16 protein-coding genes are annotated in these 15,336 nt (G+C 36.4%); 6 read left to right on the forward strand and 10 right to left on the reverse strand.

The window, feature by feature from the left end:
* Positions 1–40 precede the first annotated feature (40 nt).
* Positions 41–607: a DNA-3-methyladenine glycosylase I gene (locus KI338_RS09085; RefSeq protein ID WP_212920696.1), complete on the reverse strand. Its 567-nt coding sequence runs from the start codon at positions 605–607 to the stop codon at positions 41–43.
* Positions 607–1,449, reverse strand: coding sequence for a sulfurtransferase (locus tag KI338_RS09090; protein ID WP_212920697.1), 843 nt, complete (start codon positions 1,447–1,449; stop codon positions 607–609). The genes KI338_RS09085 and KI338_RS09090 overlap by 1 nt, the downstream gene beginning before the upstream one ends.
* A 146-nt stretch (positions 1,450–1,595) precedes the next feature.
* On the opposite strand from KI338_RS09090, the gene pepT reads away from it, so the two are divergent.
* Positions 1,596–2,825, forward strand: coding sequence for a peptidase T (gene pepT / locus KI338_RS09095; RefSeq protein WP_212920698.1), 1,230 nt, complete (start codon positions 1,596–1,598; stop codon positions 2,823–2,825).
* Between the two features lie 17 nt (positions 2,826–2,842).
* Here pepT and KI338_RS09100 read toward each other — a convergent pair whose 3' ends face one another.
* Positions 2,843–4,030 (reverse strand): MFS transporter, encoded by a 1,188-nt coding sequence (locus KI338_RS09100; RefSeq protein WP_244853517.1) that lies wholly within the window; start codon positions 4,028–4,030, stop codon positions 2,843–2,845.
* Positions 4,031–4,097: 67 nt separating this feature from the next.
* Positions 4,098–5,111, reverse strand: coding sequence for a serine hydrolase domain-containing protein (locus KI338_RS09105; protein WP_212920699.1), 1,014 nt, complete (start codon positions 5,109–5,111; stop codon positions 4,098–4,100).
* A gap of 195 nt (positions 5,112–5,306) precedes the next feature.
* Here KI338_RS09105 and KI338_RS09110 point away from each other — a divergent pair, with 195 nt between their 5' ends.
* Positions 5,307–6,362 carry a D-alanyl-D-alanine carboxypeptidase family protein gene (locus KI338_RS09110; RefSeq protein ID WP_212920700.1) on the forward strand — a complete coding sequence of 352 codons (1,056 nt, stop codon included), beginning with the start codon at positions 5,307–5,309 and terminating at the stop codon, positions 6,360–6,362.
* A 26-nt stretch (positions 6,363–6,388) separates the two neighbouring features.
* Here KI338_RS09110 and KI338_RS09115 read toward each other — a convergent pair whose 3' ends face one another.
* Both KI338_RS09115 and KI338_RS09120 read right to left on the reverse strand, forming a co-directional pair.
* Positions 6,389–6,955 carry a histidine phosphatase family protein gene (locus tag KI338_RS09115; RefSeq protein ID WP_212920701.1) on the reverse strand — a complete coding sequence of 189 codons (567 nt, stop codon included), beginning with the start codon at positions 6,953–6,955 and terminating at the stop codon, positions 6,389–6,391.
* Positions 6,956–7,051: 96 nt separating this feature from the next.
* On the reverse strand, positions 7,052–7,504 hold the full coding sequence (locus KI338_RS09120) for a DUF2269 family protein (protein ID WP_212920702.1): 453 nt from the start codon (positions 7,502–7,504) through the stop codon (positions 7,052–7,054).
* A gap of 268 nt (positions 7,505–7,772) precedes the next feature.
* On the opposite strand from KI338_RS09120, the gene KI338_RS09125 reads away from it, so the two are divergent.
* Positions 7,773–8,330: a nitroreductase family protein gene (locus tag KI338_RS09125; RefSeq protein WP_212920703.1), complete on the forward strand. Its 558-nt coding sequence runs from the start codon at positions 7,773–7,775 to the stop codon at positions 8,328–8,330.
* A gap of 561 nt (positions 8,331–8,891) precedes the next feature.
* On the opposite strand, the gene ddlA is transcribed toward KI338_RS09125, so the two are convergent.
* Positions 8,892–9,992, reverse strand: a complete 1,101-nt coding sequence (ddlA, locus tag KI338_RS09130) for a D-alanine--D-alanine ligase (RefSeq protein ID WP_212920704.1) — start codon at positions 9,990–9,992, stop codon at positions 8,892–8,894.
* Between the two features lie 225 nt (positions 9,993–10,217).
* Between ddlA and KI338_RS09135 the strand changes: the two genes are divergently transcribed.
* The 3 genes from KI338_RS09135 to KI338_RS09145 all read left to right on the forward strand — a co-directional run bounded on the left by KI338_RS09135 (position 10,218) and on the right by KI338_RS09145 (position 11,993).
* Positions 10,218–10,760 carry a hypothetical protein gene (locus KI338_RS09135; protein ID WP_212920705.1) on the forward strand — a complete coding sequence of 181 codons (543 nt, stop codon included), beginning with the start codon at positions 10,218–10,220 and terminating at the stop codon, positions 10,758–10,760.
* Between the two features lie 274 nt (positions 10,761–11,034).
* Positions 11,035–11,544 (forward strand): CotY/CotZ family spore coat protein, encoded by a 510-nt coding sequence (locus KI338_RS09140; RefSeq protein WP_212920706.1) that lies wholly within the window; start codon positions 11,035–11,037, stop codon positions 11,542–11,544.
* A gap of 113 nt (positions 11,545–11,657) precedes the next feature.
* Positions 11,658–11,993 carry a thioredoxin family protein gene (locus tag KI338_RS09145; RefSeq protein WP_212920707.1) on the forward strand — a complete coding sequence of 112 codons (336 nt, stop codon included), beginning with the start codon at positions 11,658–11,660 and terminating at the stop codon, positions 11,991–11,993.
* A gap of 21 nt (positions 11,994–12,014) precedes the next feature.
* On the opposite strand, the gene KI338_RS09150 is transcribed toward KI338_RS09145, so the two are convergent.
* Genes KI338_RS09150 through KI338_RS09160 form a run of 3 tightly spaced genes read right to left on the reverse strand, consistent with a single transcriptional unit; the run spans position 12,015 to position 15,336 of the window.
* On the reverse strand, positions 12,015–13,346 hold the full coding sequence (locus KI338_RS09150) for an ABC transporter permease (RefSeq protein ID WP_212920708.1): 1,332 nt from the start codon (positions 13,344–13,346) through the stop codon (positions 12,015–12,017).
* Positions 13,343–14,035 (reverse strand): ABC transporter ATP-binding protein, encoded by a 693-nt coding sequence (locus KI338_RS09155; protein WP_212920709.1) that lies wholly within the window; start codon positions 14,033–14,035, stop codon positions 13,343–13,345. Before KI338_RS09155 ends, KI338_RS09150 begins: the two co-directional genes overlap by 4 nt.
* A 14-nt stretch (positions 14,036–14,049) precedes the next feature.
* Positions 14,050–15,336, reverse strand: coding sequence for a hypothetical protein (locus KI338_RS09160; protein WP_212920710.1), 1,287 nt, complete (start codon positions 15,334–15,336; stop codon positions 14,050–14,052).

Here is a 15,336-nt window from a genome sequence, read left to right on the forward strand (position 1 = left end):
CCTAAAGAAAAAAAGCTACTTTCTCAATGGAAAGTAGCTTTTATTTTGCGTGGTATAAAAAACAATCTACTGTATGATCATTCACCATTCCAGTAGCTTGCATAAAGGCATAGCAAATGGTTGGACCGACAAAGCTAAATCCACGCTTTTTTAAATCCTTACTCATTTTTTGAGATTCCTCTGTTTGTACAGGTACTTCGTTCGCGCTTTTCCAATGATTGATTATGGGCTTTCCACCAACAAATTGCCATATATAATGTTCAAAGCTACCAAATTTTCTTTGAATCTCCAAAAATGCCTTTGCATTTGTGATAACAGATTCTATTTTTCGCTTATTCCGTATAATTCCTTCATTCATCATTAGGGTTTTAATCTCTTTTTCATCGTAGTGCTGAATAATATTTGGATCAAATCCATCAAATGCCTTACGATAATTCTCTCTTCTTTTTAAAATCGTTATCCAGCTAAGACCAGCCTGCGCTCCCTCTAAGATTAACATTTCAAATAGCTTTTGATCTTCATGGACTGGTCTTCCCCACTCCTTATCATGATAATCACGATAAAGCGAATCTTCCTCTGGTACCCAAGCACATCTAGTTATTTCCATTAGTTTTCATCCTTTGTTTCTACTTGATTCTCATCATACGAAATCCAATCACTAAAGCTACCAGGATATAGTTTTACATTTTGATAACCTGCCATTTTCAATGCAAGAATATTAGGGCATGCTGAAACGCCTGATCCACAAGAAACTATGATGTCTACATCTTTATCTAATTTAGAAAAGTGCTGTTGTAGTTCCTTTTTACTTTTCCAGCTCCCATCCTTATTCAAAACGTCCATCCAAAAATAATTCTTTGCCCCTGGAATATGGCCCGCTTTTTTATATAATGGCTCCGCTTTACCCAGATATCGGTCATAGCTTCTCGAATCAATTAAAGTAGCACTGTTCGCCACGATATTATTCTTAATCATTTCGATATCTACTACTTCTTTACGGCGTATTTCTGGCTGAAAGGATTTTGTGTTTCTAATCGGTATTTCATTTGTTACAGCATATCCTGCTCGTACCCAAGCATCATAACCGCCATCTAAAATAAATACCCTGTCATGGCCAAGAAAATGTAGTAACCACCAAAATCTTGCTGCGAACATATCATTTTGCTGATCATACACCACAACCTCAGTATCTCGGTCAATACCTGCTTGTCCTAATTTTTCTGCTAATACATCTGGTTCGGGTAATGGATGATTGCCTCCATGCTCACCTATATCTCCTGACAAGTCATTTTCTAAATCAAAAAAAACGGCGTTTGGAAGATGTGATTTCTCATATGCCTTTCTTCCCGCTTGCGGATCATTCAACTGAAAACGTGTATCAACAATAATAACTTCTTGTCCACTCTCTATCTTTTCTTTCAATTCTCTTACACTAATTAAAAATGACATGCTTAAATATCCTCCTTACAAATAGTATTCGCTATCAACTACTCTATTTCCTTCAATCTTATCACTAAAATTTCCTAATTATTTCGAAATACGGTATAATTATTTGCATATTATAAACAAATTTCCTACATAAGGAGAGAATTAAGTTGAAAAAGGACATCATTAAACGCTTTACAACCTATGTTAAAGTGGATACACAGTCAAACGAAGATAGTCAAACTACCCCATCCACTCCTGGTCAGTTGGAATTAGCCAATTTATTAGTAGATGAATTAAAGACTATTGGTATGGATGAAGTAACCATTGATGAAAATGGGTATGTCTTTGCAACTTTAGCATCGAATACAGACAAACAGGTGCCTACCATTGGATTCCTAGCTCATGTTGATACAGCAACTGATTTCACAGGGAAGAATGTTAATCCACAAATTATTGAAAACTATGATGGTAAAGATATTGTCCTAAATAAGGATTTAAATGTCGTACTTTCAAGCAAAGATTTCCCAGAACTGCCAAGCTATAAGGGACATACGTTAATTACCACAGACGGCACCACCTTACTTGGTGCAGACAACAAAGCAGGTATAGCGGAAATAATGACAGCTATGGATTATCTGATTAAGCATCCAGAAATAAAGCATGGGAACATTCGTGTCGCCTTTACACCAGATGAGGAAATTGGCCGCGGACCACATAAATTTGATGTAAAACGATTCAATGCTGATTTCGCATATACGATTGATGGCGGCCCACTTGGAGAGTTACAATATGAGAGCTTTAATGCTGCCGCTGCGAAAGTAACATTTAAAGGGAATAGTGTCCATCCAGGAACAGCGAAAAATAAAATGGTAAACGCCGGAAAAATGGCTGCTGAGTTTGTAAGTAAGTTTCCAGAGAATGAGTCTCCTGAACAAACAGAGGGCTATGAGGGATTCTATCACCTAATTTCTATCAATGGTGATGTGGAAAGAACTCGTGTTTACTATATTATTCGCGACTTTGACCGTGATAGCTTTGAAAATAAAAAAGCGACCTTAACACGGTTTGTTGATGAAATAAAAACAAAATACGGTGAAGACAGTGTTGAGTTGGAATTGAATGATCAATACTACAATATGCGGGAGAAAATTGAACCAGTAATGGAAATCGTTAATGTGGCAAAACAAGCAATGAAAAATCTCAATATTGAACCCGTAATTGAACCAGTTCGTGGAGGTACAGATGGATCGCAGCTATCCTATATGGGATTGCCAACACCAAACATTTTCACTGGCGGGGAGAACTTCCACGGTAAATTTGAGTACATTTCGGTTGATAACATGGAAAAGGCAACAAATGTAATTATTGAAATTTGTAAGCTATTTGAAGCTAGATAAGGGGGAGGAATGTCCCCCTATATTTTTATTTTTAATGACAGCAAAAAGCTTCCTACTAGGAGCAGAGATAAAATTAAAAACGTAGTAAAGTATGTTCCAATCGATAAAAGTGAGATAGCAATAATAGGACCAAGCATAGCACCAATGAACAAAATAAAAGCGTAGTACGTATTCACTAAAGCCCTTATGTTCCCACCTAATTCTCCTATTAATACCATAATAGAAGGGAATGTGATAGATATTCCCATGACATAGACAATACTCATTCCAACTAGAAATAGAATGTGATTTCCTCCCCCTAGTAGAAACAACCCTAAAGCAGAAAGTCCAATACCAGTCCTCAACGTAACGAGAACTCCTAGCTTATTCACGATTTTACCTGCAAATGGCGAAATAATCATACCTACTATCCCTAGCGCACGAACACCTAGGATTTGTTTTTCATTTAGTTGGAAAGGTTCATGACTAAAGAAGTCCCCTAGTAAGGTGTACATTCCCATGAAGGTTAAAAGAAGTGTGATCGTAATGAAGTAAATTAAGATAAAGTTCCGTTCGCTAAAAATTTTTTTACTATTGATTACATAATAGCGAATCCCCTCCTTTTCTCCCGATTTAGCTGGTGTCGGAAAATAAATGGATGCAGCTATAAAGGTCATGAAGTATAAAAAACCAAAAAGGAAAAAGACTGTCTTCCAGCTCGCCCATTGATATAACAAATCCGCAAGCACTTGACCGAAAATACCAGACGTCACATAGCCAAAGCTGATAAAACCAATTGTAGTAATGAGCCGATTAGACGGAAAAACATCAAAGACATATGCTAGTGCCGAGGGAGCAAAGGTTGAAGCAACAAAACCTTGTAATCCTCTTAAGATTACAAGTACTGAAAAACTTGTACTAAGTCCAATTAATGGAGTTGTTATTGCTAGCGAAAGGAGACCAATTAAGATTACTGTTTTTCTACCAATACGATCTGACAAAGGACCAAATAGCAAAAATCCTATCGCATAAAAAAAAGAAAACGAGCTGCTCGTCCAAGCAGACATCGTTTTCGAGACTTGAAACTCCGACTCAAATACATGAAGAAGTGGTGTTGTAACATATGCACCGGATACAACAATTAATGCACACCAGAAAAGCATAAAAGTAAGCCAGCTATACGGGGGCCTTTTCCATTCATTCGATAAACTAATTGTCTCAGCCATATGTCCTACTCCTCCATTATTATCTCTTAGTTAACGATATGAAATATTGGAGAAATATGTGCCTATCCTACAGGCTATCCTCAATTGCACGCATAATAGTAAATGCGCCATCATTTTGATTAGATAGGATGACTATTTGTAGCCCATTGTCATAGACAGCAGAACGGAAATTAACTCCTGGGTCATAACCCATCAAATGATGCTTATGAATGCTATCGCCCTGTTTCTTAATCCAAACACCATAGCCATAATAATCTTGCTCATCGATGTGAATGTGGGGCGTCATTAGAATCTGAGTAGTAGCTTGGGATAAAAGCTCGTTTGCAAATAGTGCATCCCAAAATTTCACCATATCACTTGCAGTAACAAATGCCCCACCGTCAGCTCCACCTGTAATTGGCATAGAGTATATATTCGTTTTCCAGCGTCCGGTTTGTTCATCATCGATATAGCCAATAGCTGTACGCTCTGGTAAGCTATCTAATGAGAAATAACCTGATTCCATCATCCCTGCCTTCTTATACACTTTAGCTTCTATGAACTCTGTAAACTTCATTCCAGATATATGCTCGATAATGAGACCTAATACGATATAACCTGCATTATTATAGTGGAACTTTTCTCCAGGCTTAAATAGCATCTGTTGATCCTGAAACAATGGTAAAAAGTCTGCTAATTCTCTCATTTTATACATCGGTCTGTTTTCCCAAAGCTCCTCAAAATCGCCCATAATGTCTTCGTTAAAATAATCTGGTATTCCAGAGCTATGGGTTAATAGTTGATGAACTGTGACCTCCTCTGCAAAATGAGGAAATGAAATATCCAAACAATCCTTTAATTTTGTCTGAAATGTTAGCTTCCCTTCATCAACTAGGACACTAATCCCCACTGCTGTAAAGACTTTGCATCCTGAGGCAATGCCGAATCTAGTGTGAATGGTGTTGCCTATCCCGTCTGACCGATTAGCATATCCAAAAGCAGATTCATAAATAACCTTGGCATTTTTTCGAATGGTTACTATTCCGGAAAAGTCCACCTCCGAAATTGCCTTCATTAGCTTTTCTTTTACATGTTGATACATATACGTTTCTTCCTTTCTATACTGAAAAAACACAATTAATACCTGCGGAATAAGTATAGCATGTATACCAGAATAAAAGTTGCTGTATTTTACCAATTTAGGAAATATTTTTTCAAATGTTGTTTTAGATGTGAAATCAACTTCATAGTATAATAGATTAATATGTCTATATACCCTAAAGGGAGAGAAGCTTTTATGCTGAAGAACAAAATTTTATATGTATTTGTTGCTTGTAGTTTCATACTAATGCTGGGTGCGTGCAATACCTCCAAGCAAGATACAAATACAATCAATCAAGAAGAGCCTAAAACCGACGTAAATGGTAAAAATCCAGACCAAGAAGAAAATATTGATAAAGCAGAACAAGAACTAGCTCTACCAACGGTGAGTTTACAGAAAGGTGACAAGGGGGAAGATGTTCTTAAACTACAAAAGGCACTACATCAACTAGGTTACCCGATTACTGAATCTAGCCAATATGATCGAAAAACGGTTTGGGCAATTACAGATATTCAGATACAGACTGATGTTTCTGCAATTACTGGAATATATGATGAAGAAACCATGCATATCCTTGAAAAAGCATTTACTAAGGAGCGAAGTATTACTCCGGAAGAGGGATTACCCTTACAAGAAGATAAGAAGATAGATGATGATACCGTAACAATTGCTAACCCATATGAAATTCTAGCACTTGTCAATAAACAAAATGCCTTACCACAAGACTATGAACCTACTGATTTGGTCACTCCAAATGTTCGTTTTCCATTTGTCGAAGATTTACCAAAGAAGAAGATGAGAAAGATTGCAGCTGATGCACTAGAAAAAATGTTCGCAGCTGCTGACTTAGAAGGACTTGATCTATTTGCCCAATCTGGTTATCGGTCCTATGAAAGACAAGTTTCACTGTTTGCAGTATATGTTACCAAGTACGGGGAAAAAGAAGCTAATAACTTTAGTGCAAGACCTGGGGAAAGTGAACACCAATCTGGCCTAACAATGGATGTCACAAGCCCACACGTAAACTATGATTTAGTAATAGAATTCGGAGAGACCGAGGAAGGTAAATGGTTACAGGAGCATGCAGCAGAATACGGCTTTATCATACGATATCCGAAGGGCAAAGAAGAAATTACACAATATCAATATGAGCCTTGGCATTTACGTTATGTAGGAATAAAAGCAGCAAAAGAAATAATGGACCGTGGAATAACATTAGAGGAATATTTAGAAAAGATACTTCCAGAATAAAAAGATGCCTCTCATAGGATTTATGCTTACCTATGAGAGACATCTTTTTTCTCATTCCAGAGATGGTCAACAGTACTCTTTTTTGAATCTATTTCAATAAGGTACACATCGGGATTTTGCAGGGTCTTCCAGCCATCAAAGCCAAATCCAGGTGAAAAATGGCTTATCATTAATGCCATTAAATTTCCATGCGTAGCAATTAATATGTTCTTAGAAGAACCTTGACATACCTCTTCAATGACATGCAAGCCTCGTGCCATCGCCTCTCTGCTTGATTCTCCACCTTGATAGGTGACATCAAGGTCTTGAAAAGATGTCTCAAGCTTATCCTGCCAATCATCTAAATTTATGGCGCTTAAAACTCGTTCAGAAAGTCTATCATCAAGCTTTAGTTCCAACTCTTTTTGGCGAGTAAGCAGAGTAACCGATTGAATAGCACGATGATATGGGCTAGAGATGACAGAATCAAGATCAATCGTAGAAAAGAATTTTGCTAGTTTCTCGGCCTGTTTCTTCCCCGTTTCCGTCAACGGAGCATCAAATTCCTGGCCTTCTGCTTGGCAATGTCGAACCAAATAAATTCGCTTCCCCATTATAACCTCCCATTAAGTATGCCTTACACTACTATTTTTTTAGTTAAATATATATTAGCACAATAGCAAAAAGTCACCCAATTACTAGGCAATTTTTTAGAAGGGCTTTAAAATCATTAGTGCAATAATCACTAGGAAGATGAGATTCTCCAATCGCTCAAAAAAGAATAGTTTCTTAGACATTTCTTCGTACTCTGCCGGAATTTCTTCTCCTTCTGCACTCTTTAGTAGCTGTTTAATCGGTTTTGACCGTGGAGATAGTAGGAGTGGTCCAAAAGCTAAAGCAATAAGGAATAGTACCAAGCTTGTAACATACCATCCCTGATGGAATAAACTGTTATTAATAGCCCCCATTAATAATCCGGTGATTAAAAGCAAAGTGCCACCAACCATCGTAAAAATATGTAGCTGATTTCGTATCCGATATGAATGTTTCAGTTCGGTCAAGTTGGAAGCTTTAGAAACCGTTAATATCATCATAAATCCAGGGCCCATTCCAACTATCGCTGAAAAAATATGAATAAAAATAAGCAGCTCATAAAATGACATTGATAAACCTCCCTTACCACTTTCCTATTTTCATCATACACCTTTTTAACAAGAAATGAACGTGATAAACATCACATAATGTATTGCAATATCAACAAAAATCCTTATTTATTTGGCATGGAGGATTTATGATGAACCTATGGCAATGTCTTTTAATCATTATTTCGACAATATTTGCTTTTCTGTTGCCATTCCTTTACTATATTGATTGAAAATGATTATCAATCGCAATTTTGAACGTAATTACAAACAAAGAGGGTGAGATATTTTGCAGGTCATTAAGCAGAACACTCAATTAGCAAAATTAATACGGGAACGCCGTTCAATAAAAAAAGGCTACAATAATCAAGCTGTATCAGAGGAACTAATTATTGAGCTATTAGAGGATGCCATTTGGGCTCCTACTCATGGTATGAGACAGCCATGGAGATTTCTATTTGTTGGGGCAGAACAAAAGAAGAATTTCGCTAAAACAATTGCAAGTACCTATCCAGAAGAAAGAAAGCAGAATAGAGAAGACTATTTAAATGTTCCAAGCGCAATCCTTGTCGTCATTATGGAAGAGGGAGAAAACCAAAAGCAGCAGGATGAGAACTTCGGTGCTACCGCCTGTATGATTCAAAACTTTCAATTACTTGCATGGGAGCAAGGACTCGGTGTTGTCTGGAAAACTAATCCACATATTTATGATCCACAGGTAGAAAAAATGCTCCATGTTGGAGAAAAAGAACGTATTATCGGGTTCTTACACATGGGGTACTTTGATGAAGCACCAGAGAAAAAGGAACGCATTCCTGTTCGGGATAAATTTTCAACATATAAATAGCACCTTACAAATGTCCTTCTAGAATTAATCAGCTATTCAGTAAGTCGTTTTATATAGAAAGCTGCAATGAAATGCTGGCATCCTAGGTATTTAGAATAGTTCTATTGGACTAGCTTTTAGACTTTTGCCTAATTGGGCTAATAGGGCGGTTCTATTAGACAGGTTTTTGGGATTTTTGCTAATTTAGTCCATTAGGACAGTTCTATTAGACAGGTTTTTGGCGTTCTTGCCTTTTCAGTCCTTTAGAACACTTCTATTAGACTAAGCTCGGGAGTTCTCACTATTTAAGTCCATTAGGACGGTTCTATTAGACTAAAATCAGGAGTTCTCATCATTTCAGTCCTTTAGAACACTTCTATTAGACTAAAATCGGGAGTTCTCATCATTTCAGTCCTTTAGAGCAGTTCTATTAGACTAAAATCGGGAGTTCTCACTATTTCAGTCCTTTAGAACGCTACTTTTAGACTGTTTATACGGTAATAAAGACTTTGTCCCTTAACCATTCTTTGATATACCATCTAAAATAAAGGAGTCTGCCTATTTGGCCAGACTCCCTTTTTGCTATTCCCATACGTTGCTTTTTAGTTTGGAATCATTTTGGTGACGTTCAATTGCTAAATCAATTAGTCGACTGATTAACTCTGAATAAGGAATGCCACTTATTTCCCAAAGCTTTGGATACATACTAATCTTCGTGAATCCAGGTAATGTGTTCACTTCGTTTACATAAAGCTCATCATTTTCGGTTAAGAAAAAGTCAACTCGTGCAAGTCCTTCACACTCTAAAGTTTGAAAAGCCTTAACAGCTGTCTTTTTAACCTTTTCGATTTGTTCATCTGTTAGATTAGCTGGAATCGCTAGATCGGCACCCTTTTCATCAATGTATTTCGATTCATAGGAATAGAAATCCGTATTAGGTAGAACCTCCCCTGGGATTGAAGCGATTGGATTGTCATTTCCTAAGACAGCACATTCTATTTCACGACCAACAATGCTTTCTTCAATGACAACTTTATGATCATATTGAAAGGCAGTTTCCAAAGCAGCATCAAATTCTTCTTTTGTCTTCACTTTACTCACACCAACAGAAGAACCTTGGTTAGCTGGTTTGATAAACATTGGAGTTCCTACAATCTCACTCGCTGTTTCAAAATTAATTCGTTCTTTGTTAGCTCGCTTAACCGTAATACCATTAGCAACATTTATACCAGCTGCCTTTAATAACCGCTTTGCAATATCCTTATCCATACAAACTGCAGAACCTAGAACATTAGGACCTACAAAAGGTAGATTTGCTAATCGTAGCATCCCCTGTAGGCTTCCATCCTCTCCTAGTGTCCCGTGCACAATTGGAAATACAACATCAAGCTGCTCTAAATTAACTGCGTTGTCTGCATGTATTAGCTGATTAGTTGATGTACCTGGCACAATCGCGATATTATCCTCTGACTTGTTTAGTGCGATTAGTTTAGGATTTTCTGCGTTTAATAAATAGGTTGACTGGTCATTTAAATGCCACTTACCTTCTTTATCAATACCAACTAGAACCACTTCATATTTTTCTTTATCAATTGCATCAACAATATTTTTGGCTGACTGTAAAGAGACCTCATGTTCTGCAGATTTTCCACCAAAAATAATACCTACTTTAATTTTTTTCAATTTGGAACGTCCTTTCATTCACGATCTCATACAAATAATTTTAAACTTCCATATCATTAAAATAGCACAGTTTTGCCTGTCATTCATAGTACTATCACAAAAATTTCCGTTTTACCCTGTTTATAAAGGAACTATCTAACACAAGAAAGATGAAATAGCATATTTTTAATAAAATGCAAATATAGTTAAACATGGACAAACCAATGTTTGGCGGGAGTTGAAAAGATGTCATTTCCATTGATTGTTATTCTTACTATATGCATTATGCAAATTATTGGGATTATATCCCTCAATACGTTATACCGAAAACAGCTTTCCACCATGATTGGGATGGTGGTTTCGATGGCACTTGCAATGATGGGCGGGGTTTTTTTTGGACTATTAATTGGCTTATTTCTTCACGGAAATCTATTTGCCTCTACCACGATTTCGATTCTTATTGGAGTCACAATTGGACTTCTTGCAGGGCTACCATATGGAATGGTTGCCGTACTTGATGGTAGTATATCTGGACTAATGGGAGGCATGATGGGTGCAATGATCGGAGAAATGATTCCCATGTCCGATCCAGACTCTATGGTAAAATTATTGGCTTACTTTTTCATTATGCTATTACTCCTAGTTTCCTATTTAGTAGAAAGCTCCATTACATCCAAAGGTGAGAAAGCTATATTATTCGTAAAAAAATACCCCTTCCTATATCTATTCGGAATCACCATTATTTTTTATATCCTAAAAAATATAAAAATGATATCCATGCATCATTAACCAAAAAAAGGAAGCTAGTAATTATCACCTAGCTTCCTTTTCATAGGTTGTGAAGGGCTTCTATCTAGTAAAAACCCTTGTGGTAGTAGTAATACATATTATGCATTCAATCCTTATCCATGCTGGCTTTTGACTTGATATAACTACACATTTTTCTAGTATTCATAGGATATATTACTTAATTTTGCTAGAAAATAGACTAGTAAACAACCATGATATTTACTCCAACATAGATTGTAGTGTAAGTAAAAATCATATGATAAGGAGAGATAGCATGAGTTGTTCACATGGCAAACAATCTGGTGAATGTGTTTGTGATGTTGTTCGAAAAATAGTCCGAGCACAAAACGAAGTAGCCGAAGCTCAAGATGATTGCTGCACTACCGGATGCGAACAATCAATTGAACAATTACTTGCTCCGACTACTGCAAATGGGCCAACAACCATTCCATTCCTTCTATACTGTAAAGGTGATTGTGATCTATTCTTCGCAACAGGAGTAAGACCTGACAACAGTACTTTTGATTGTATCGAAACACCAGTCTTTAAAGCTAAGAAGTTCAAAAAGAATTGTTGTGTTGAACTAGAGCTGTTAGAGTTTGAGACAAATGGATCGGGAGGCTTACTATCGTCACATCAACATAATAAGGATTGTAATTTCATTCCACCTAATACAACTGGTAATTTCGTAGAAACTGGCGTCTGTATTACTGTAGATTTACATTGCTTCTGTGCAATCCAGTGTCTAAATCCAGTAACCCCTGTAGCCCCAGGAGGCTGCTAATAACAAATAACCTCAGTTATTTGATAGCTGAGGTTATTTGTTTTATGTCCTAGTAGCAAACAAATGGATACCACACTTCACTCTAGGTTATAGTATCAATAGGAGGAGTTGCAATGAGAGAATTTATAGAATTAAAGACACTCCAAGAAATTGATACATTCATTACGGAGAAAAAATTAGCCTTCTTATATATTTCACGTCCAAATTGTAGCGTCTGTCATGGCCTTTTTCCTCAAGTAAAGGAATTAATGGTAAAGTATCCTAAAATAAGTCTTGGTCATATTGATGCATCAGTAGTCGAAGCTGTGGCTGGACGTTTTTCTATTTTTACTGTACCCGTCCTTTTATTGTTTGTAGAAGGTAAAGAGTATATCCGTGAGGCGCGAATTGTACATTTAGATTTAATGGAGGATAAAATCAAAAAAATATATAATAATGTGGTTGGATGATAACCAACCACATTATTTTCCCTATATTTCTCTTCGCATTGCTTTTAAAACATCTATCTGTGTTGCCCTTTTCGCTGGTCTCATTCCAGAAATAACTGTGACTATTAAACAGATTACAACTGAAATCAGTACGAGACTCCATGGAATAGCGGAGAATTGTAGCCCTTCAGGCATTTCTTCATCAAAGGCCATTTCTAGTATTACTGGTAAACCAAGATTTACTACTACACTTATTACATATGCTACTAGCGTTCCAATGAATGCACCAATAATACCAATATAGCAACTTTCTAATAGAAAGATTTGCTTGATGGTTTTCGGATTAGCCCCAATAGCTTTCATTATCCCTATATCTGGAGCCCTTTCGGTTACGGCCATTGTCATTGTATTATAAATACCAATCGAGGCTATGATTAATGCAATTGTTCCAACAAAAATTAACCCCGCTTTTGCAATTGTAAATAGCGTATTAATTTGTTTCATCTCACTTACTACAGAATATGTCGCATAATCTTCTTCCTCTAACGTATCGACAATACCTTGAACCGCTTCTAAATTGTCGGCATATACATAAACCTCGTCGTATGATTCAGATTGAGTTGTTTCCAATCCCTCTGGGTCTAATCCAAGCTCTCCACTAGGAGTGCCCGTATACGCTTCTACCTCCTGAAAAACCTCCTGAGAAATATATACATTTTGATTAACCATCCATTCTCTAGTCGGCTTCTCTAAAACACCGACAATTGTTAAGGGAATCTCCATCGTTTCATCCGACTCTACGTCCTTTTGTATGGTCATAGAAATTGTCTTACCTATTAAACTATCCTTATAGCGATATTCATCCTTAACCTTACCAGATTCTTCATCAAATGCATCCTTTTCAGAACCTAGCATTAGCGTATCAATAAATTGATAACCAACGACTACTTCATTCGCATTCTCCGGCAATTTACCTTCTTCCAGCTTCAGCCCTGCTTTAACTTCAGAAGGAAAATGTGTTGAAACAGCAACTGATTCTGTTTGATACTTATCCAAATGAAACATCGGTATTTGAGCTAGTTGTTTTTTTCTAGTAACTGCTTTTACGTGGTCTACCTTCTCTAGAAAAGTAATTTCATCATTCGTAATCGGATAATAATTATCATCTTTTATCTTGCCATGTACATTGATTTCGGTAACAACCTGATCCTCTAACGTCTCTTTTACAACACTTTGTTGTAAACCATAACCAACAGAGGCTAATACAATTAGAAATGCACAGCCCATTGCTGTTGCTAGAATCGTCATAAAGGTACGTGCTTTATTCTTCTTAATATTTTGTCGTATAAAACGGTATTTATCTTTTAGCTTCAAACTGCAACCCCGCCTTCCATTAGGCGTCCATCTTTAATTACTATTGTTCGATGACCGATTCTGGCTACTTCCTCATCATGAGTAATAATTAAGAATGTAATTCCTAATTCCTTATTTAATTTTTGGATTATCTGTAAAATCTCTTGCTCTGTTTCACTATCTAAACTACCAGTTGGTTCATCAGCAAGGATTAGTGTCGGTTCTAACACTAATGCCCTTGCTATACTAACTCGCTGCTGCTGTCCACCAGACAATTCACTAGGATAATGATCCTTATATGTGACCAGACCTACCTTTTCTAATAACTGATTGACAATTTGTTTTCGCTTTGATTCACCTTCACCTTTTAAGATTAAAGGTAGTTCAATATTTTGGTAGGCAGTCATCGTTGGAATTAGCTGAAAGCTTTGAAATATAAAGCCAATATGTTGAAGGCGAAAATCTGCAAACCTCGCTTCCGAGAATTCTGTTACTTCCTGACCATCAATCCAAATTGTTCCTTCAGTTGGTCGAATAAATCCACTAATTAGATTCAATAATGTTGACTTGCCTGAGCCACTTTTTCCAACAACGGAGACAATTTCCCCTTTTTTGACCTCCATCGTAATGTCTTTTAATACTGGTAAAACTGTCTTTTGGCCTTTTTTTCCTAATTCAAAATGATGATTTAGTTTTTTAATTTCTATCAAAAAAACTCCTCCAATTACTGTACGATAAGATCATACATTTCTAAATGATAGGTATCTTCGTTGTCTTTTGTGTTCTTAGCTTCTATTTCACCTTGATACAAGACCTTACCAGAGGTCACGTCACCAACAAATACATTTGCTGTGGTTAGATTATCTTTATATAATCCCAGCGCATAGACCTTGTCGTTCTTCAATGTGACATCACTTATATTTTCTACTCCCATTTCTTGTACGTCGAAGCTGACTTTCGATTCTTCCTTATAAGTTTCTAGATTAAATCCTAGCACTGTCAGTTTTCCATCTAGTAAATACGCCAAATATACCTGATTGTCGCTTATCATTACATCAGAGTATAAATTTGCATTAATTAATTCTTCCTTTAAAGTCTCTGACACCTTAAGCTCTTTCATCTCCAGAGAATCGAGATTAAATATATATAAAGAACGATTAATTATTTCAGACGCAGTATCATCTTGAGCAATGTTTTCATCCACAGATGCCTTTGATTCCTCTAATTCTTCCTTCATTACAAGTAGATTTTTTTCTTCATGCATATCATTTAAATTATTTAACAATTCAATGTTGTGCCAGCGATTGACATTTTCTTGATTTTCTTCCTCAGTGCTTCCAATCGTTTCATCACCAATAAGTTTCTTTGAGGAAGGATCAATTGTATAGACATTTAGCTTAGCGAAATTCTGACCACCATCAACGTAGGATTGTATCTTGATAATCACTTTTAATAATTCATCTGTCATTTGAACATCTACTAAATCGAAGTACTCAGACCCTTCTTGTCCAGGTATCGTAACTTTAAATTCACTAGAGTCATTCGTAGATTTGTTTAATACATCAACATATAGTGAATAATCTTGATGATAATTTGTTTGCAATACTCTCGTTGAGAATTGTAAATCAACATATGCAAGGAACTTTTCATTCTCGAAGTAAGAAGTAGGATAATCCCACTTTCCTCTCATAAAGCCCCGATATTTTTCTTTTAACTTTGAAACTTCATTTCGTGGGAAACTTGATTCTAATCTTTGAAAATAAGACTGCTCTGCAAAATAGAATGATCCAGTATTAGAGATTGTTACCGGGCTAGAATATTGGTCATTACGATAATAGTCTCCGTATATTTCTACATTCTTTATTACCGATTCATCACCTTCTACAGTCTTTATGATAAACTCTGGAAATTGACCAGCTACTACTAATCCCGTGTGAACAAAGTACGTCACAAGAACAACGACAATAACAATGATTAACGAAATAAGTCTCCAAAATTGCTTGACCAACAT

Source organism: Ornithinibacillus bavariensis, from assembly GCF_018333235.1.
Classification (GTDB): Bacteria; Bacillota; Bacilli; order Bacillales; family Amphibacillaceae; genus Ornithinibacillus; species Ornithinibacillus bavariensis.

Coding starts and splice junctions, on each gene's coding strand:
- KI338_RS09110 (WP_212920700.1), top strand. CDS start 5,307: ATGCTGAAGAACAAAATTTTATATGTATTTGTTGCTTGTAGTTTCATA.
- KI338_RS09135 (WP_212920705.1), top strand. CDS start 10,218: ATGTCATTTCCATTGATTGTTATTCTTACTATATGCATTATGCAAATT.
- KI338_RS09140 (WP_212920706.1), top strand. CDS start 11,035: ATGAGTTGTTCACATGGCAAACAATCTGGTGAATGTGTTTGTGATGTT.
- KI338_RS09085 (WP_212920696.1), bottom strand. CDS start 607: ATGGAAATAACTAGATGTGCTTGGGTACCAGAGGAAGATTCGCTTTAT.
- KI338_RS09160 (WP_212920710.1), bottom strand. CDS start 15,336: ATGTTGGTCAAGCAATTTTGGAGACTTATTTCGTTAATCATTGTTATT.
- KI338_RS09145 (WP_212920707.1), top strand. CDS start 11,658: ATGAGAGAATTTATAGAATTAAAGACACTCCAAGAAATTGATACATTC.
- KI338_RS09090 (WP_212920697.1), bottom strand. CDS start 1,449: ATGTCATTTTTAATTAGTGTAAGAGAATTGAAAGAAAAGATAGAGAGT.
- KI338_RS09120 (WP_212920702.1), bottom strand. CDS start 7,504: ATGTCATTTTATGAGCTGCTTATTTTTATTCATATTTTTTCAGCGATA.
- KI338_RS09100 (WP_244853517.1), bottom strand. CDS start 4,030: ATGGCTGAGACAATTAGTTTATCGAATGAATGGAAAAGGCCCCCGTAT.
- KI338_RS09105 (WP_212920699.1), bottom strand. CDS start 5,111: ATGTATCAACATGTAAAAGAAAAGCTAATGAAGGCAATTTCGGAGGTG.
- KI338_RS09115 (WP_212920701.1), bottom strand. CDS start 6,955: ATGGGGAAGCGAATTTATTTGGTTCGACATTGCCAAGCAGAAGGCCAG.